Source organism: Paenibacillus sp. F411 (genome assembly GCF_017582705.1).
GTDB classification, from domain to species: Bacteria; Bacillota; Bacilli; order Paenibacillales; family Paenibacillaceae; genus Paenibacillus_AQ; species Paenibacillus_AQ algicola.
Map to the genome: position 1 here is coordinate 131,409 of NZ_JAGFIP010000002.1, position 18,996 is coordinate 150,404.

Below are 18,996 nucleotides of genomic sequence, written 5' to 3' on the forward strand. Positions count from 1 at the left end.
CGCGTCTTCGGGCTAAGATCAGCTTCTTCTTACAGTCTTTATTGGCTTCAGGGCTTACTGACAGATGAAACGCTTCTGGTGTCCTGCCGATGCTGTAATGCTGTACGGCCGAAAAAATGACGCTCCGTTACAGTTCTGCTAAAATAAAAACAAAGAATGTTAATCATGAATAGGAGCGGCAAAGCTATGTACCCAACACTGGAAGCATGCGTCAATGATCTGGAACGAAATGGACATCTCGTACGGATTCGGGAGGAGGTCGATCCGGATCTGGAGCTGGCTGCCATTCATCTGAGAGTATTCGAGGCGGGAGGGCCGGCTCTCTTGTTTGAGAATGTGAAAGGCTCACGCTACCGGGCTGTCTCCAATCTGTTCGGGACGCTGGAGCGCAGCAAGTTTATGTTTCGTCAGACCTGGGAATCCACGAAAAATGTCATTGCGCTGCGTAACGATCCCATCCAGGCGCTCAAGCAGCCGCTGCGGCATGCCAGATCCGCCGCCGCCGCAGCAAAGGCATTACCTATGCGTCAAGGCGGCGCGGCCGGCTTTCAGGAGATCTCCATTCAGGAGCTGCCCCTGATCAAACATTGGCCTATGGATGGCGGCCCTTTTATTACACTTCCACAAGTATACTCCGAGGACCCAGACAAGCCTGGCATCATGAATGCGAATCTCGGCATGTACCGTGTACAGCTGCAGGGCAATGACTTCATCGCGGATAAAGAGATTGGCCTGCATTATCAAATCCATAGAGGCATTGGCATTCACCAGCATCATGCGGCCCGCAAAGGCGAGCCTCTGAAGGTGAGCATCTTTGTCGGCGGGCCTCCCTCACATACGCTGTCGGCCGTTATGCCTTTGCCGGAAGGCCTTAGTGAGCTCACCTTCGCCGGCTTGTTAGCGGGGCGCCGCTTCCGATACGGCTACGAGGATGGCTACTGTATAAGTCGCGATGCGGATTTCGTCATCACCGGGGAGATTCATCCCGGCGAGACGAAGCCCGAAGGGCCTTTTGGAGATCATTTAGGCTATTACAGCCTTGCACATCCCTTCCCTCTGATGCGCGTCCATAAGGTATATGCGAAGCCTGACGCGATCTGGCCGTTCACTGTCGTAGGCCGGCCGCCGCAGGAGGATACTGCGTTCGGAGCACTGATCCATGAGCTGACCGGAGATGCGGTTAAACAGGAAATTCCCGGGGTGAAGGAAGTGCACGCTGTGGATGCGGCAGGTGTTCACCCGCTGCTGTTCGCGATTGGCAGCGAGCGATATACACCGTATGCGCCCGCCAAGCAGCCAGCTGAGCTGCTCACCATCGCCAATCGGATTCTTGGCACAGGACAGCTGAGCCTGGCCAAATATTTGTTCATTGCCGCCGAAGAGCAGGAGCCGATCAGCACGCATGACGAGGCGGCGTTTCTCTCGTATATCCTGGAGCGAATCGATCTTCAGCGGGATCTGCATTTTCAGACGAATACGACGATAGATACCCTGGACTATTCCGGTACGGGACTGAACCAGGGCAGCAAAGTCATCCTGGCCGCTTGCGGCGAGAAGAAGCGCGAGCTGGGCATCAGCGTACCATCGCAGCTGCAAGAACTGCGGGAGTTCGTTCATCCGCGTATCGTTCAGCCCGGTGTTGTAGCGCTGGAATGTCCACCGTTCACAAGCTATACCGAGGCAAAGGAGCAGCTGCAGGAGCTGTCTCAGGCAATCGCGGAGCGCGGTGGTATACCGGACATTCCTTTGATCGTGATCTGTGACGACAGCGGGTTCCTCTCCGCATCGCTGTCCAATTTCCTGTGGGCGACCTTCACTCGCAGTAATCCGTCTCATGACATGTACGGAGTGAACAGCGGCTATTCCTTCAAGCATTGGGGATGTGACACCCTCATTATTGACGCCCGGATCAAGCCGCACCACGCCCCTCCACTCATTCCTGATGAGGCTGTTCAGAAGCGGATTGACCGACTGTTCACCTCAGGCGGCAGCTTGAACGGCATGGGATAAGCATAAAGCAGAAGACGTAAAAGCACCCGCCCCCTTCAATTAGCAGGGGGCGGGTGCTTTTTTATTCAAATCCGCCGGCATCAATCGCAGCATCCAGTAGATCGTCAAACAAATCATCGTGAAGCTCCAGCCATTCATCCACCTGAAGGAATTTCTCCTCCGGTCCCGGTTCACCGGCAAAGTGCAGACTGTAATCCCAGTTCTTGCCGTCCTTGCTCATGAACGTAACCTCGTACGATTCCGGATGATCCTCCACATTAAAAACCGTGCTGCCGGTGAAATGCTTCTCTTCATCCAGCTGCATGGCTGCCCGCTCTATGGTATATGAAATCAACATCTTTACTCTCTCCTTTAATGTTCCATAAATGCTTCTCAGGTCCCTGTAAGTATATCACTTTTTCCATTTCTTCATCAGTCGTTTTTCTTATGGAATACAATTTAGTATAATGTGGTTGTTACCCATTAAATCATGTATTGGAGGATACCACAATGTCCGACTTCACAGCATTACTGGACAAATATGCGGAATTGGCCGTCAAGGTGGGGGTCAATATTCAACAAGGACAGACCCTGGTCGTTCACGCTCCGGTGGAATCCGCCGACTTTACCCGGTCCATTGCTGCCAAAGCGTATGAAGCCGGTGCCCGGCTTGTTAAGGTATACTGGAATGATGAAGCGCTAACCCGGATGCAGTACGAGCATGCGAGCGACGATGTGTTCACAGAGCAGCCCAAATGGTTCGCCGGCGAAATTACGGAGCTCGTGGAGAACGGAGCTGCGGTGCTTCATATTTTGGCGGAGAACCCGGATTTGTTGAAGGGCATTGACGCGGAACGTATTGCGAATTACTATAAGACCCGCGGAGAAGCGCTGAAGCAATACCGCGCGTATCAGCAGGCAGATAAATTCAGCTGGTGCCTGATCGCTGTTCCTTCTCCTGCGTGGGCAGCGAAGGTATTTCCGGAGGCGCCGGATGCAGAGCAGATGGAACGCCTGTGGAAAGCAATCTTCCATACCGTGCGCATTGATCAAGAAGCTCCTGTAGAAGCGTGGAAGCAGCATCTGGACGTTTTGAATCAGAAATCGACGGTGCTGAATGCGAAGCAATACAAAGCCTTGCACTACACTGCCCCAGGTACAGATCTTACGATTGAGCTGCCGAAGGGCCACATATGGGCTCAAGGAGACAGCATTAATGAGCAGGGGCACACGTTTGTTGCTAACATGCCAACAGAAGAAGTATTTACCGCACCGCTGAAATCGGGTGTGCATGGGAAGGTCTCCAGCACGAAGCCTTTGAGCTACGCGGGCAACATTATTAACCATTTCTCATTGACCTTTGAGGAAGGTAAAGTGGTTAGCTTTACAGCCGAAGAAGGCTATGAGACCCTGGGGCGTCTGCTGAACATGGACGAAGGTGCCCGCTATCTTGGAGAGGTCGCGCTAGTGCCGCATCAATCACCAATCTCAGAGTCGGGAATCTTGTATTTCAATACGCTCTTTGATGAGAATGCGTCCAATCATCTGGCGATTGGCAGTGCCTATGCATTCTGTCTGGAAGGCGGCAAGCAGATGTCTCAGGAAGAGTTAACTGAAGCGGGCTTGAACACCAGTGTCACCCATGTCGATTTCATGATCGGCTCTGCAGATATGAACATTGACGGCATTACACATGACGGCAGAAAAGAGCCTGTATTCCGGAACGGAAACTGGGCATTTTAAGAATAAGGTTCTAGCGGCCGGCAGATGCTCCTGCCGGCTGGAACATTGTTTCATTGCTTCGTCCTCTCTTTTTTGATATTTATTAACCAACGGTAGAATAAAAGAACATGTGATGGAGGAGTTTTAAGCATGCTGACATTTCAACAAAAGCTGGAGAGATATGCGGAGCTTGCCGTTAAAGTAGGTGTCAACCTGCAGCCTGGGCAGGTGCTGGTTGTGAATGCGATGATTGACTCGGCGGAGCTTGTTCGCCTCGTCGTGCGCAAAGCCTATGAGGCCGGAGCCAAGCATGTTAAGGTCAATTACAGTGACGAGCAAGTGAACCGCTTACGGTTTGATCTTGCGCCGGACGAGGATTTTCTGACGCCTCCTACCTATTATGCCGAAGAAATGACGGAGCTTGCCGGCAACGGCGCCGCATTCATGACGATTCTTTCCTCGAATCCGGATTTGCTGAAAGGGGTACAGCCTGAAAGAGTATCTAACTTTCAGCGTACATTTGGCGCAGCGATGGCTACCTACCGCAGATACCAGCAGGCCGACAAGATGAGCTGGACCGGTCTTGCTTTCGCATCGCCGGACTGGGCTGCCAAGGTGTTTCCCGATGAACCTCAGGATCAGCAGGTGAAGCTGTTATGGGATGCTATTTTTGAAGCAGTACGCGCGGATCAGGAAGACCCGGTTGCTGCCTGGGAGCAGCATATTAATAAGCTTCAGAAGAAATCAGATGAGCTGAACCGCAAGAAATACCACAAGCTGCATTTTACGGCCGAAGGCACTGATCTTGTCATTGAGCTCCCTCCAGGCCATATCTGGGCCCAGGCTGGAAGCCTGAACGAGAAAGGTGATCGTTTCGTCGCCAACATTCCGACCGAAGAGGTGTTTACTGCCCCTCTGAAAACCGGCGTTCATGGCACTGTGCGGAGCACGAAGCCGCTGAGCTATGGCGGGAACATCATCAACAACTTCTCATTAACCTTTGAAGAAGGCCGAATTGTACATTATACTGCTGAAGAAGGCTACGATACCTTGAAGCGACTGATTGAAATGGACGAAGGCTCCCGCTATCTTGGCGAGGTTGCGCTGGTGCCTTTTGATTCCCCGATCTCGAACAGCGGAATACTGTATTACACGACGCTGTTCGATGAAAATGCATCCTGCCATCTTGCTATTGGCAGTGCCTATGCCTTCAACCTGGAGGGCGGCAAGACCATGTCTCCTGAAGAGCTGGCTGAGCACGGACTGAATGCAAGTATCACTCATGTAGACTTTATGATGGGCTCCAAGGATTTGAGCATCACGGGGATTACAAAGGAAGGCCTGGAAGAGCCTATCTTCATCAATGGAAACTGGGCGTAATGCTGGGATGAATGATTCATTCATAACGAAAAGGGGTGCCTTTGGCTGTAATCAGCCGGGCACCCCTTTGTCTTATGTGGCCGCTGCGGTCTCCTGTGCGGCCTTGGATTTCCGAATGGGTACGCGAAATGCAAAGCAAGCGCCTTGTTCAAATCGCGGCTCTACCCAAATCTTTCCGTCCATCAGCTCTACGAGCTTGTGGCAGATGGCAAGGCCAAGCCCTGTGCCTTCGTACTTGCGTTCCCTGCCCTCCTCTTCATGAAGCTGGGAGAAAGGCTGGAACAGCATCTCAGCCTGCTCTGGCTTGATGCCAATACCTGTGTCCGCCACGGTAAATTGAAGGCTGAAGTAATCTCTGGCTTCCTCTACTACGGATACGTGCAGACTCACATAGCCCCGCTCCGTAAATTTAAGCGCATTGCCAATCAGGTTGACCAGAATTTGTCGTAATCGCATAGGATCTCCTGTCAGCAGGCCTGGAATCTGCTCGTCAACGACGTAACGAACGATAAGATCCTTATCCCGGGATATAATCTCAAACAAATCGAAGCATTCTGATATGAGCTGGTGCAGATTGAAATCATCCCGAACCAGCTTCACCTTGCCCGCTTCCATCTTTGATAAATCCAATATATCGTTGATTACATTTAATAAGGCGTGACTGCTCTTAAGCTGCAAATCTAGCAGCTCCTTCCTGGTATCCTCATCCTCTTCGTCCACAAGCAGCTCGTTGATGCCGATAATCCCGTTTAACGGAGTTCTTAATTCATGGCTCATCGTCGCCAGGAATTCACTTTTCATCCGTGCTGCTCCTTCTGCTGCCTCTTTTGCGGCCATCAGCTCCTGCTCAAACAGACGCTTGTCCGTGACGTCTTTTGTAATAATATAAGACCATTGATGACCCGGCGTCTCCAGAGGAAATACGGTAGCGCTGTGTATGAGCATCACTCCTTGCTGGCTTCGGATACGGATTTCCACTTGCCTCGGGCTTCCCTCCGATGCTTGGCGGACTGCGGAGAGCATAATGAGATAGTCACGGCGATTCCAGAACAGATCATCTAAAGGCAGTGATATTAATTCCTCTGGGGTATAGCCCGTCAGGGCGAGCACAGCCGGATTTACGCTCAAGATTTTTTTCTGATGGTGATCTACACAGACAACAAGGTCGGGGTTATGCTCGAACAATGTCATGTAGCGCCGTTCATTGAATCTCGCATCGGTTAAGACCCTTCTCCGGTCCCAGTAGAGCCCAGTAAGAATGATTGTGATGAGCAGCAGCGAAGCGGTGATGACCATAGCTGCCAACAATGTGCTGTTCATCCCTTCGTTGAGCGAGTCTGCAGTAATCTGAGAGCTTGGTGTAAAGGTCGTTCCCTCCATCGCCGTATCATGCATCAGTGAAACGGACAGCACGAGGATTACCGCACCTGCCCAGCGGCGCAAGCGGGATTGGCGATGCGGTGAGACTGAGCGGTAGATGCCTAAATATAAAGCGGTATACACGGCCAGCATGGCAATAATTACGGAAAGTGAAGCATAGAGAGGATTTTGGCGGTACATGAAAGGAATATCTAGCGACAGCATCCCGGCATAGTGCATGGACACCATCGCCAGCGAGATCAGCAGTCCGCTTAATATAAATTGAATTCTGGAGATGACATGGTCCATGAAGACCAGGCGGACAGCAAAAAATGAGGCCATCAATGGGAGAAGAAATGAAACGGCAAACATGGGTGGTTCGTATGCTAAGGCATAGCCGAAATCCATCGACAGCATCCTTGCGAAATGCATACTCCAAAGCCCTGTCCCCAGGGCAAATGAGATGAAGAATGTATATCCTAAAGTTTTAATATTTCTTAACAATGCTTGCTGAATATAATGAAAGGCTGTATAGGTAGACACTACAGCGATCAAGACGGATATGAAGATGAGTACATTCGGGATCCTGTCCGGCAGGTTATCCATAAGCTAACGCTCCTGTCATCATGATCTCCCCCTTGTACTCCCCATTTAAAATTATATATTCCAAAAAAGCAACCCTGTCGACATAACCAGACAGGACAGATTAGTCCTACAAAAGTCCCGGTTTCAAACTGTTGTGGTCATCTTGAAACGGTTTATCTTGACAGGTTATATTTAGAACGCTTACATGCTATACATAAGGTTTATTGGACGTTGTTTCAAGAAAGTTATAAAATATATAAAAGATTAGAGAAAGATGCATCGGAGAGGAGATTATCGTGTGTCTAATCGTCTTCAGCTGTTGTTAGCAGCAGAATTTGAGAATATAAATGAAGCCTTACAGGAAGAAATTTATTATGAATTTTATGATCTGGTATACGGACAGATCATGTATATTGTACGAGATCATGCAGCGGTTGAGGATATTATTCAGGAATCATTTATTAAAGTCATCACCCATAAGCCGGAATTTGAGAATGAAGGCAAGCTAAAAGCCTGGCTGCGTGTAGTAGTCAAAAATTCAACCATGAATTTTTTGAGAAAAAACAAAAACAGCCGTAACCAACTGGATGTTGACCGTGTTTATATTAGTGAAGAAGCGGTGCTGCCTACCTCTAATAATGTGGAGCACCAGGTGGAATCGAAGCTGATGGAAGAATCGATTGCAGCATACCTGGAGGAGATGAAGCCGGAGTACCGACTTCTGATTGAGTATCGCTGGAAGCACGGATTGTCTTATAAGGAAATTGCCGATGTGCTAAATACGAAGGAAGAGATCGTGAAGCAGCGGCTTTATCGCGCCAGGGAATCCGTGAAGAAGAAGCTGAACAGGGAATGGGGTGTTTTTGATGAGCAACGAAAAATTTGAAGATGGATTTGACCCGGCTTTTGATGAGGCGTTTGACAAGGCTTTTGACGAAGCCTTCGAGTCGGCCGCATCCAAGATGGATTCCCCCTACCCCGTCCCGACATCTAAAGTGGAATCCTGGCAGAAGGTAAAGCAGCAGCTAGATCAGCAGCATAAAGTAAGAAAGCGTGTTAAGAGGTATCAGATTGCAGGCATTATCGCGGCTTCCATCGCCGGTGGGGCGATTATCTTCTCGCCTCCGGCTGTGACCCAGGCAATCTCCCCGCTCTACCAGCAGGTTAAGGATTGGGGCGATGGGATTATTACCATTGTATCCGGGCGAGATGAACCGGTCAGCGAGAATGAGTCCAAGGCCAAGACGTCACCACCTCCAGACTACAGAGACGATGAGCCCGCGCAATTACATCCGAATGAAGGCCAGGTTACGATTCCTGAAGTCGACAATACGACTTACACCTGGGACGAAATTCAAGAAAAGCTGACCTTTGCGATGCCAGAGCTGGGATATATTCCAGACGGCTACCGTTACGAAGAGGCCTTGCCTCATGTGGTGAAGAGAGACGATCCGATTGGCATGCTGACTATGGTCTACACCAACGATCAGGGTGATCGCTTAACGTTCGACTTCTATGATTTGTCAGATGGCAAGAAGGTTAGCATTGGTGTGCTCGGAGAACTGAGCGAAATTACGTTAGCTTCAGGGGTGACAGCACAGATTAAAGAAACCTCGACCGGCTATAACCAGCTGGATTTCGTAGACAACAATGTTCGCACACTCATTACCGCCCCCGTTACCCGGGAAGAGCTCATTGCTATTGCGGATGGCATGCAGCGCTAAAGAAAAGTATAGCTTGACAGTAAGAAGCTGTCCCCAAAAGTAGTTTTTTGAATGCCGAGACAGTTCCCTTTATGAAAAATTAGTTCTGAAATAAAGACATGGCGATGCCTGGGGAGGTTATCCCAGCACCGCCATGTCTTTATTTTGGTCTATTGCCGCCTTCTTGAGCAAATTAAGGCAAGCGAAAACCATCCGACCTTAAGGCTTACTTTTGTCAGGCCACGAAGCATCTCGCAACAACAAACGAGGCCATCCCGCAAGACCCTAGATCTTTTGGGACAGCCCCTTGAAAAATGATTTAAGTTAGCGGAGAATTGTCTCGGTGTAATTCAGCGTTTCCTCATAAAAAGTACCTTTTCTCACCCAGTGGATCGTTTTGCCGCGGTAGTAGTAGCCTGTAGTGGCGCTGAATATTCGGTTGTCGTTGTAGAATGCTGCATTGTTAGATTGTCCGGAGCTGGTACCGCTGTCTACCCAGGCAGAGCCTGTCCAGCGCTGCAATATAAAGTTAACTCCGATGCTGTCGACGACCGTGCTGGAGCTGGTTGAACCATTAAGCTGGAATTGAATGGAGCCGTATCGCTGCAGCGATGCCCCAATCGAGGTTATGTACATGGTGCTGGAGTTGGCGGCGTTGATGTTCATTTCTACTGGAGGCGGAGCCGTTAAAGCACGAGGCTCTTTGTTGGCGCTCTCCAAAGAAGTGTCGGCATAAACGCCAGAAGCGAGGGTCAAGCTAAGGGCACATGCTGCGGCAAACATAGATGTAATTTTAGCAGGCTTCAATTTCAACATCATATCACCTTACCCTTTATTTTATTTTCGATCCATATTCTAGCACGACCTCCTTATATATTCCTTGAAATATTTTGCATTTATGACATGGAAAATAATAAAACCAGCGAAATATTTCGCTGGTTTTATTAGAAACTAAGATGCGCCGGCTTCCAGCAGTTCCATATGGCCCTGCTGAATCAGTCGAATCCGTGATATTCGCTTATGGTCATACTCCTCAACAACGAGCAGCACATGCTCAAACGCATACGATTGACCGACTTGAGGCACTACAGCTTCAAGCTTGGATGATAGCCAGCCGCCAATCGTATCATAATCTTCTGTATCTACGTTCAGGCCGAAATGGCCGTTTATTTCTTCAATTAGCATCAACCCGTCAATAGAGTACTCGTCCTCTGATATCACTTCAATCCCTTGTCGTTCCTGGTCAAATTCATCTTGAATTTCCCCGACAATCTCTTCCATGATATCCTCCATCGTGACCAGCCCCGAGGTTCCGCCATACTCATCAATAAGAATGGCAATCTGGGTCTTAGAACGCTGCATCCGTTTCAGCAGCTCACTGATTTTGATGGATTCCGGCACGGCAATGATTGGGCGGATCAGGGTGAGCTGATCTCCGATATGTCCCCTCATTAAATCCTTGATATGAATGAAGCCGGATATATGGTCTTTATCCTCTTCACAGATCGGATAACGGGTGCGCATGTTATTTAGCGCAATATCCAGATTTTCTTCCATCGACAGGTTGGTATACAAGCAGATCATATCGGTTCTCGGAATCATGATCTCTCTGGCTGTGGTGTCGGCAAATTCGAAAATATTGTCCACCAGAGCAAGCTCGGTATCATTAATGAGACCTACCTCGCTGCTCTCCTTCATAAGATCGAGAATTTCCTCTTCCGTATGAACCGCTCCCTTCTCCACGACGGGCGTCATCCGAAATACACGCAGCAGCACATTCGACACTCCGTTCACCAGCCAGATCACGGGGTAGGTCAGTACATAAAACCCACGGATCAAGTTGGCGGTATGCAGTGTCATGGTTTCTGCCTTGCGCACGGCTACGGTTTTAGGTGCCAGTTCACCAAAGATCATGTGCATAATTGCAATGAATGCGAAGGTAATCAGTATAGAAATAGTGTGAAGTACCCCGGTGCTCCAGCCAGTCGCTGACATCAAAGGGGCAAGCATGCCCGCTAGCGTCTGCTCTCCCACAAAGCCAAGTGCCAGGGTCGATAACGTAATGCCCAGCTGACAGGAGATCAGATACGGGTCCAGATTGCGCAGGATTCGCTGCGCCTGTCTTGCTTTACGATGGCCTTCTTCCGCTAATGCGTCAATCCGGCTGCCTTTCACCTTCAGAAATGCAATTTCTGCAGTTACAAAAAAACCGTTCAAAAATACCAAAATCATAACCAAGGATAAACCTATTAGACTCGGTAAGGGGTCACTCAAATGTTCTCCTATCCGCCGGATGTGGCTCTAAGGCGAATAGGAACACCTCCTTCGGTAATTAAAAATGTGTGTTGCCAACTCGGGATACGACGTCATCTCTGTCATCAGATTCAGCTTCAACTTCCCAATGGGCTCATCTCCTCTCAAGATTCAAGGGTTACTATCCTATATCATTAATTATATAGCTAACCTTTTGACAGTCAAATTGAATGTGATGACAACATCTTCAGATGTTACAGGCTGTTTTGCAAGCATAAACCCGATATCTCTTGATTTCGCCTGATTCTGCACTCTGGAGTAATAAAACACCGGCATGCACCGCGGCTAAGCTGTACAGGCCGGTGTCCGGGCCAAGACGATTATGGATTAACGCCCTGTAGGCGGCGGATTCCCAATGACGCCGGGATATTGATAATTCAGCGGCTCATCAAAAACGACATAATCCAGATTTACCATGAGCAGGATCAAGCGCCGACCGCTCTGACGCTCGGAGATGACGATGTGGTCCCGCCCCGCTGCTTCGATGACACCTGTAAAAATTTTGGCGTTCCACTGGGAGTTGTTCTCATAAGTCATGTAGAAGGTGGCTTGCTTTCCAAGATTCAAACGCAGAATATTCTCGATGTAGGACTGCTCGAACTGCGGCGTGGGCAGCACTTGGCCGCTCGGAGTCATGGTTGCGCCGCTCATGACTTGAGGCGGTACATTCGCAGAATACCCTTTGGAGCCCATAGCCTGCTGAGGAACATTCGCCGTATAGCCTGCGCCTCCAGTCATTTGCGGCGGTACGTTTGCGCTGTATCCGGGTGCAGCTCCGCGCTGAGATTGCTGGGATAAGCCTGGATAGCCGTTGCCAATTACCGGATTTGAAGGGACGCCGAAATTCATCATAAGTATTTTCCTCCTCGTACTTCTTAAGTTTTAATACACGGACGGACAATCGGCCGCTGTCGGCCTGAAGAAGCAGTGAGCTTTATAGCGTCCTGTGTTCTGCTGATTGTACCAGGTTGCCGGACAGCCTCCGGCAGGCCGGAAGAACCAGAGCGCGTTGCTTGCAGGCCAGACGCGTTCGCCTGCAATGACGCGGCGGGCCAGCCTGCGGTCGCGCTCTCTTGCCTTTTGATAAAAGTAGCCCTTCTGTGTTGCCTCGAACCCTCCAGGGCTTTGATACACCATGTCATTCATGCTGCGAATTCCCTTGAAGTCCAGGCAATTGGACAGGATGCGGTTCACACCGACATTTCCAACCATCAGCATCCCCTGCTCCCCGTCTCCTTCAGCCTCAGCCCGAATCAGCCTAGCCAATAAATCGACATCAGATGAGTTGGTATTGATGACCGCCATGATGGCTCCTCCTTCCTACCGCACATTAATTGCACAACGTATCGTATGTGCATTCGCCCAGAAATGTGACAATAAATTTTATGATTGCAAAAAAATTACTCTTTCATTACAAATTCATCCATTTTATTTAACATCCTCTTTCTATACTTTGATCTGTAAGCCTAAACCTGATAGAGAGGACTAAAGAAAATATGGACAAAGATCTGCTGCTTTCACATCCCGGAACTGCAGCCACCGAGGCCCGCTCTCCCAGCACACGTCAGCCGGTCGCTGCCCGTGTCTTGCGAAACCCGCGGCTGCAAGAAGGCTGGGTCGCCTATTTGTTGCTGTCCCCTTCATTGGTGCTGTTCGGCCTCTTTTTGTTTTATCCGCTGCTGAAATCCATATATCTGAGCTTATTTTTAACGGATCCTCAAGGAAGAGTCGCTGTCTTTGTCGGCATGGACAACTTTATGGACATACTGACGGCCGATATATTTGTAAAGAGTCTGAGTAATACCTTTCTGTTTATGCTGATGACCGTACCGACCGCCATGGCGGCGGCTCTTATTCTGGCGGTTCTCTCTTTCAATACGCTAAAGGGGATGAAAATATTCCGGTTTATCTTCTCCCTGCCTATGGCTGTTTCCGTCGGCACAGGATCCATGATCTGGATGATCCTGTATCATCCGACCATGGGCATGTTCAATTATTTACTCTCCTTGGCAGGGATCGGACCCGTTCAGTGGCTCACAGATCCCGATTGGGCTATGTTCTCGGTCGCGCTTATGACGGTTTGGATGAATCTAGGCTTTAACTACATCCTGATGCTGAGCGGGATTCAGGGCATTTCAGAGGACATTTTTGACAGCGCCCGGATCGATGGCAGTGATCCCTTTAGAACGTTTTTCCGCATCACACTGCCGCTGATTTCTCCTACCCTTTTCTTTACCCTGGTCGTTTCCATCATCGGAGCATTTCAGGCGTTTGGCCAGATTAATATTTTAACGAAGGGCGGTCCAATAAACAGCACGAATGTGATTGTATTTAACATTTATCAAGACGCATTCGTCAATTTCCGTTTCGGCATCGGCAGTGCGCAGGCCCTGATCCTGTTTGTCATCATTTTGCTGCTGACGCTGCTCCAATTTAAATTCGTAGAGAGGAAGGTGCATTATCAGTGAGCGTAAAAATCGCTTCTTCTACGTTAAATTATGTGCTGCTGGTGCTATGCGCGCTTCTGATCACTTTTCCGCTGCTGTATACTTTGTCCTCTTCTATGATGACCGAGGCCGAATCGTCAGTGTATCCGCCTCCTTTACTGCCAGAAAGCATCAGCTTACATAATTACATGAAGGTTATAGAGACCGTACCGGTCCTTCGCTTTATTACGAACAGCTTCTGGGTATCCCTGGTCATTATGCTGGGACAAATAGTGACCTCAAGTCTGGCAGCTTATGCGTTTGCTTTTATGCGATTTCCAGGTAAAACCCTGCTCTTCAGCCTGTTTCTATCTACGATGATGGTTCCTTGGGAGGTCATTATGATCCCGAATTATCTAACGATCAAAAGCTGGGGCTGGCTGGATTCCTATCCCGGCCTGATCGTTCCGTTTCTGGCTACCGCATTCGGCACTTTTTTGCTGCGGCAAACCTTTCTCCAGCTTCCCAAAGAGCTGTTCGAGGCTGCGCGGGTTGACGGCTGCGGACATATTCGCACCTTTATCACCATGGCGCTTCCGCTTTCCCTGCCCGGTATAGCGACACTGGGTGTCTATTCCTTTCTGAATCACTGGAATATGTATTTATGGCCCCTCCTGACCACCAACCGCGAAGAGATGCGCACGGTGCAAATCGGTGTAGGCATGCTGCAATTTGAGGAGATGAATGCCTGGAATCTGATTCTCTCCGGTGTGCTGCTCATGCTGCTTCCCTCCCTGCTGCTGCTCGCCTTAGGCTTGAAGCCTCTCATTCGCGGCATTACGGCAGGAGCGCTGAAGGGTTAACAATCAGCCTTGAGCTGAAGCTTCAGTCAGCTCAATTTCTGATATAGCAAGCTCAATAACTCATAAGGGAGAGATTATGAAGATGAAGAAGGGCTATGGAAGAAGGTCACTGACGCTCATGCTGCTGGCATGGACTATGTTGGTCAGCGCAGCGTGCAGCAGTAACGGAGCAGGGGGCAGTGAAGAGCCGCTGGCTCCACCGGCTAAAGCAGCGGCAGCTACCTCTAGTACTCCGGTTAAGGTCGTATGGTGGCATTCTATGAGTGGTGAGCTGGGACAGGCGGTAGACAAGCTGATCGCAGATTTTAATGGGAAGCAGGATGGAATCGAAGTGGAGGGCGTTTTTCAGGGCACCTATGACGAGAGCTTGAACAAGCTAAAGGCGTCTCTTGGCTCGGACAGCGGACCCACGATGATTCAGGTGTATGAAATCGGCAGCCGCTTTATGATGGACACACAAGCGACCCGCCCTGTTCAGGATTTTATGGATGCTGAAGGCTATGACATTTCAGGCCTGGAGCCGAATATCAAGAACTATTACACCTTTGATGGCAAGCTGTATTCTATGCCTTTTAACTCCTCTAACCCGATTCTGTACTACAACAAGGATGCTTTTAAAGCAGCCGGCCTGGACCCTGAGAACCCGCCTCAAACGTATGAAGAGGTAGCTGAAGCTGCCAAGAAGCTGACTCAAGGTGGACAAACCGGAGCATCCTTTGCCATTTACGGCTGGTTCATGGAGCAGTTCTTTGCGAACCAGGGACAGGAGCTCCTTAACAATGGGAATGGCCGTTCTTCAGCCGCAACGGCATCTCAGCTAAACAGCGAAGCCGGTGTGAAGACCCTTGAGTGGTGGAAGGAAATGCTGGACGATCAATCTCTGTTAAACCTGGGCCGGAAAACGGATGACACGAAAAAAGCCTTTGCGGCCGGCCAAATCGCGATGATGCTGGATTCTACTGCTTCCTTGAGAGGCATTGTCAGCTCTGCCGAAGGCAAGTTTGAAGTCGGAACAGGCTTCCTGCCGAAGCCTTCAGACGCCGGTGAAGGCGGTGTTATCATCGGTGGAGCCAGCCTGTGGCTCATGAACAATAAATCCGAGGAGGAATCGAAAGCAGCCTGGGAGTTCATGAAGTATCTTGCGGACCCGGTTACGCAGGCCGAGTGGCATATTAACACAGGCTACTTCCCGGTGCACACCAAGGCGTATGAGGAAGACAGCGTCAAAGAGAATCTGAAGAAGTATCCTCAGTTTCAAACCGCGGTAGACCAGCTGCATCAAACGGTGCCGAATGCGGCAACTCAGGGCGCAGTGATGGGCGTGTTCCCAGAGGCAAGACAGATTACCGAAACAGCGATTGAAGAAGTATTAAACGGGCAAAGCAGCCCTCAAGAAGCTCTGGACAAGGCTGCCAAAGAAATTACGTCCAAGATTGAAACCTACAATAAGACGGTAAAATAAGTAAAAGGCTCAGATGCGTCGCGAGACGCATCTGAGCCTTTTATTTCATAATTCAGGCAACACTAAACATGATGCCTGCATAAGCCGCAGCCGCAGCGCCCAGCGATAGCAGAAGCGCGGTGACTGCTTTTTTATGCTTGATAAAGGTCCATAGCATTCCTGCCAGCATTCCGGCAGCCAGAAGCAGCAGCAGGGTTCCAGTAAAGCTCCACTCCAGCATGATGGGTCCCTCGGTAAACTCAGGATGAAACCATAGGAACGGCTTTGCTGCAAAGGAGGACGTTAGGACCTCGGGGTAGGCATGCGGTGCGCCTTGCTGGTTTAAAAAACCGGTAACGACATAAATGAGAAACAGCAGCACCCCCTCCGCCTTGGCCCAGCTTGCAGGAGCAAAGCTTGAGGAGCGTTCCAGCCTTTGCCGGACCCAGCGTCCATTGACCAGCCCGAACACCAAAACCGGAAGGATCAATATGTGCTTAAGGAGCAAGGCCTGTCCATAGGGCAGAATCCAGCTCTGCACGGGCTGGGGGGTGACCGCCGACATCAGAAAAAGGCCTGATGATATAACCAGAAGGACTGCCGTGACCGCTAACGGATGAAACCAACGCAGGTATGAGCTCCAGCCCTCTCTGCCCTTATTGTAGAAGCCTGCAATAAACAGCGTCCCCGTCCAGATTGCCATGGCCGTAAAATGAATGAAGTACCCAGCCTGCCCTTTCCAGCCCATGAGCGAAGCGGCATGGTTAAAGGCGGACATCGCCGCTGCTGTAGCCAGCAGCAGCAGCAATAGCACGCCTCTCAGTCTGGATTGCGGGTTCTTGATGACTCTCCTTGAAGTCACAGCCATTAGCAAGGACAGAATCAGAATCCAGGTATAGCGTTCACCTTCCGAGAAGGAAAACATCACCGCTTCAAAGGAAGCATACAGACCGATATCATCTTTGAAGAACATAATAATTTGCAGCACTGGAACAAAAGAGCCGATCATCACGACACCTGCAGCCGCGGGTCCGAGCCACGATGGAAGCGAAAGCTTCGGCTTCTGACTGGAGGGAACCAGAGACAAGACGGCAATCCCGGCAAGAACTGAATATCCCAGATAGAGGATGGGTTCGCTGAGCCAGTACATGGCTTATCCTTTGTTACGGGCTTGTCGTCTTACGATATACACTCCCGCAGCAGCCACAATCACAAGGACAATGACTCCGATCAGGATCGCAGGAGAGCTTCCGGCTTCAGCTGCTTCCGAGGTCTTGGATTGTGCTTCATCTTCGCCTTCGGCGGCATTACCGTTATCTTCCGGAGCAGACTCTTCTTCAGGTGCCGCCTCAGAAGCTGCCTCCTCTTGGCTGTTCGTCTCTTCCGATGCTTCGGAGCCCGCAGGAGGCTGTTCTGTCGCATTCTCACTAGAGTCTGCTGCCTTTTCCGGGGCCGTAACGGTAAATGAATACTTGTCTTGAATAGGATGGCCATCCGCACTAATAATCTTCCACTGTACCTCATACGTCCCGGATGGAAGTGCGTTCTCGAGAACAGCCTTCATTTCCTGTCCGGTAACCGTAACCGCGGATAAGGCTGAGGACTGTCCCTCTGCATTCGTAATCGTGAGGCTGCTAAGCTTGGGATCAATATTTTCATTGAAGGTCAGGACCAGCTCAGATACAACATCATTAACATCCGATCCGGCCGCTGGCTCCGATGCCGTAAGCTTGGAATGAGCCCAGACGTCAGTCGGATGGCTAAGGATGAGAAGCATGATGAATAGTAGTGCGGCAGCTTTGATGGATTTAGACACGTTCGCTCCTCCTTTAAGGATGATTATGGTCGTTCATGTAACATAATATCAAAGCGTGCTGACCAAAGCTAATGAGAGTTTTGTGACTGAAGCTTATAAGCGTGATGTAAAAAATTAAAGTGGCGAGAAAAAAGAGTTTACATAATAATTAATATGATCACTCATGTATTGAAAAGGACAGCAAGCTTTGCTTACTGTCCTGGTGCTTCTCTATGACTGGAAAGGAACAAAGGAGTGATCTACTCTTCATATATCATTTTGCGAGTCATTCCGCCATCGACTACCATATGGGTTCCTGTAACGAAGGTATTATCCGGATCTGTGAGATAGAAGCAGGCTCTTGCAATATCCTGCGGGGTTCCTACTCTCCCGGCAGGGTGCTGTTCGTGATCTTCTGTCCGGAGTGCACTGTAGTTTTGAGTTTCGATCCATCCGGGACTGACGCAGTTCACTCGAATCTGAGGTCCAAGACTCATTGCGAGCGCATGCGTTAAGGCAACAATGGCTCCTTTAGACGCAGCATAAGCTTCTGAATGGGGCTCCGACATCAGAGAGCGGGTAGAGGAAATGTTAACAATGGCTCCCCCCTGCTCCTGGGATTTCATATGCTTGGCTGCCTCCCTAGATAGCAAGAAGCTGCTGCGCACATTAATGTTAAGCACATCGTCCCATTCCTCTATAGTCAGCTCAAGCGGCGATTTCCAACGAGAAACTCCGGCGTTGTTGATGACAATGTCCATTCGCCCTGTCTGCTGGATTGCCGCCTGGACGAAGTGCTGAATCTGATGTTCCTCTCGAACATCACAGGGTACAAACGTGGCAGACCATCCTTGCTGCTGCAGGGTCTGGGCCAGCTTTTCCCCTTCCTTCTCCTGCACATCTGCCATATATACATGTGCGCCTGCAGCTGCATACGCTTCTGCAAGACCACGGCCAATGCCTTGAGCAGCACCGGTAATTAGTACAGTCTGTTGTTGAAATTTCATGCGTTCCTCATCCTCGAAGCGCCTGACGGCGTATTTTATGATGTCTTTCGAACTTTAAATATCGGGTCCCTTGAAAAGAGAGCCGGCCTTCATCTCCTTCGGCGCACATGCCGAATTCATCGCCGCTCACGGCAAATTCCATTCGATCGCCGCTCTCCACCTCAAAGGTGATGAAATACAGGGTACGAGGGCGGCTTCCGCTGCCATCCTCCGCAGGAGCCGTGTGCTTCACCTCGCTTCGCTTGCTAACAATCACCGAATACACCGTCAACAGCGGCTGATGGTTGTTGCGATTCCACTGCAGTATATTTTTGCCGGCTGACAGCAATACAATGCCCAGTACTGCAACCAAAAAAACGGGCATCACGCTTCCGAAAAAGTCGAACATCCACAGTGAATCCGATCCCATTTCG

18 protein-coding genes are annotated in these 18,996 nt (G+C 50.0%); 8 read left to right on the top strand and 10 right to left on the bottom strand.

Annotation, left to right across the window (positions count from 1 at the left end):
* Positions 1-186 precede the first annotated feature (186 nt).
* Entirely contained in the window at positions 187-2,010 is a 1,824-nt protein-coding gene (locus JJQ72_RS03020; protein WP_208202716.1) for a UbiD family decarboxylase, read from the top strand.
* 61 nt (positions 2,011-2,071) lie between these two features.
* Here the strand turns inward: JJQ72_RS03020 and JJQ72_RS03025 are convergent, their stop codons facing one another.
* A complete protein-coding gene (locus tag JJQ72_RS03025; protein WP_138225816.1) occupies positions 2,072-2,347 on the bottom strand; it encodes a hypothetical protein in 276 nt (91 codons plus the stop codon).
* A gap of 152 nt (positions 2,348-2,499) precedes the next feature.
* On the opposite strand from JJQ72_RS03025, the gene JJQ72_RS03030 reads away from it, so the two are divergent.
* Both JJQ72_RS03030 and JJQ72_RS03035 read left to right on the top strand, forming a co-directional pair.
* Positions 2,500-3,732, top strand: coding sequence for an aminopeptidase (locus JJQ72_RS03030; protein WP_208202717.1), 1,233 nt, complete (start codon positions 2,500-2,502; stop codon positions 3,730-3,732).
* A 129-nt stretch (positions 3,733-3,861) separates the two neighbouring features.
* Complete coding sequence (locus JJQ72_RS03035) at positions 3,862-5,091, top strand: aminopeptidase (protein WP_138225814.1); 1,230 nt, start codon at positions 3,862-3,864, stop codon at positions 5,089-5,091.
* Between the two features lie 72 nt (positions 5,092-5,163).
* Here JJQ72_RS03035 and JJQ72_RS03040 read toward each other — a convergent pair whose 3' ends face one another.
* Positions 5,164-7,056 carry a sensor histidine kinase gene (locus tag JJQ72_RS03040; protein ID WP_208202718.1) on the bottom strand — a complete coding sequence of 631 codons (1,893 nt, stop codon included), beginning with the start codon at positions 7,054-7,056 and terminating at the stop codon, positions 5,164-5,166.
* A 277-nt stretch (positions 7,057-7,333) separates the two neighbouring features.
* Here JJQ72_RS03040 and JJQ72_RS03045 point away from each other — a divergent pair, with 277 nt between their 5' ends.
* Together JJQ72_RS03045 and JJQ72_RS03050 are read left to right on the top strand one after the other, a co-directional pair.
* Entirely contained in the window at positions 7,334-7,921 is a 588-nt protein-coding gene (locus tag JJQ72_RS03045; RefSeq protein ID WP_138225812.1) for an RNA polymerase sigma factor, read from the top strand.
* Positions 7,902-8,759 carry a DUF4367 domain-containing protein gene (locus JJQ72_RS03050; protein WP_208202719.1) on the top strand — a complete coding sequence of 286 codons (858 nt, stop codon included), beginning with the start codon at positions 7,902-7,904 and terminating at the stop codon, positions 8,757-8,759. The genes JJQ72_RS03045 and JJQ72_RS03050 overlap by 20 nt, the downstream gene beginning before the upstream one ends.
* Before the next feature lie 303 nt (positions 8,760-9,062).
* Here JJQ72_RS03050 and JJQ72_RS03055 read toward each other — a convergent pair whose 3' ends face one another.
* The 4 genes from JJQ72_RS03055 to JJQ72_RS03070 form a co-directional block, all read right to left on the bottom strand.
* A complete protein-coding gene (locus tag JJQ72_RS03055; protein ID WP_208202720.1) occupies positions 9,063-9,557 on the bottom strand; it encodes a hypothetical protein in 495 nt (164 codons plus the stop codon).
* A gap of 132 nt (positions 9,558-9,689) precedes the next feature.
* Positions 9,690-10,970, bottom strand: a complete 1,281-nt coding sequence (locus JJQ72_RS03060; protein WP_233280977.1) for a hemolysin family protein — start codon at positions 10,968-10,970, stop codon at positions 9,690-9,692.
* A 408-nt stretch (positions 10,971-11,378) separates the two neighbouring features.
* Positions 11,379-11,903, bottom strand: a complete 525-nt coding sequence (gene gerQ, locus JJQ72_RS03065; protein ID WP_481856814.1) for a spore coat protein GerQ — start codon at positions 11,901-11,903, stop codon at positions 11,379-11,381.
* Between the two features lie 30 nt (positions 11,904-11,933).
* A complete protein-coding gene (locus tag JJQ72_RS03070) occupies positions 11,934-12,356 on the bottom strand; it encodes a cell wall hydrolase (protein ID WP_138225808.1) in 423 nt (140 codons plus the stop codon).
* A gap of 191 nt (positions 12,357-12,547) precedes the next feature.
* On the opposite strand from JJQ72_RS03070, the gene JJQ72_RS03075 reads away from it, so the two are divergent.
* The 3 genes from JJQ72_RS03075 to JJQ72_RS03085 all read left to right on the top strand — a co-directional run bounded on the left by JJQ72_RS03075 (position 12,548) and on the right by JJQ72_RS03085 (position 15,802).
* Positions 12,548-13,519, top strand: a complete 972-nt coding sequence (locus JJQ72_RS03075; protein ID WP_208202721.1) for a carbohydrate ABC transporter permease — start codon at positions 12,548-12,550, stop codon at positions 13,517-13,519.
* Positions 13,520-13,527: 8 nt separating this feature from the next.
* On the top strand, positions 13,528-14,340 hold the full coding sequence (locus tag JJQ72_RS03080; protein WP_407669157.1) for a carbohydrate ABC transporter permease: 813 nt from the start codon (positions 13,528-13,530) through the stop codon (positions 14,338-14,340).
* Positions 14,341-14,416: 76 nt separating this feature from the next.
* Positions 14,417-15,802 (top strand): ABC transporter substrate-binding protein, encoded by a 1,386-nt coding sequence (locus JJQ72_RS03085; protein ID WP_481856815.1) that lies wholly within the window; start codon positions 14,417-14,419, stop codon positions 15,800-15,802.
* Positions 15,803-15,854: 52 nt separating this feature from the next.
* Here the strand turns inward: JJQ72_RS03085 and JJQ72_RS03090 are convergent, their stop codons facing one another.
* The 4 genes from JJQ72_RS03090 to JJQ72_RS03105 all read right to left on the bottom strand — a co-directional run bounded on the left by JJQ72_RS03090 (position 15,855) and on the right by JJQ72_RS03105 (position 18,992).
* The gene (locus JJQ72_RS03090; protein WP_208202722.1) at positions 15,855-16,931 is read right to left on the bottom strand and encodes a copper resistance D family protein; all 1,077 of its coding nucleotides are present in this window, start codon (positions 16,929-16,931) and stop codon (positions 15,855-15,857) included.
* Positions 16,932-16,934: 3 nt separating this feature from the next.
* On the bottom strand, positions 16,935-17,597 hold the full coding sequence (locus tag JJQ72_RS03095) for a copper resistance CopC family protein (RefSeq protein WP_208202723.1): 663 nt from the start codon (positions 17,595-17,597) through the stop codon (positions 16,935-16,937).
* 239 nt (positions 17,598-17,836) lie between these two features.
* Complete coding sequence (locus tag JJQ72_RS03100) at positions 17,837-18,583, bottom strand: SDR family NAD(P)-dependent oxidoreductase (RefSeq protein ID WP_208202724.1); 747 nt, start codon at positions 18,581-18,583, stop codon at positions 17,837-17,839.
* Positions 18,584-18,590: 7 nt separating this feature from the next.
* A complete protein-coding gene (locus JJQ72_RS03105; protein WP_208202726.1) occupies positions 18,591-18,992 on the bottom strand; it encodes a DUF2500 domain-containing protein in 402 nt (133 codons plus the stop codon).
* Between the last annotated feature and the right edge of the window lie 4 nt (positions 18,993-18,996).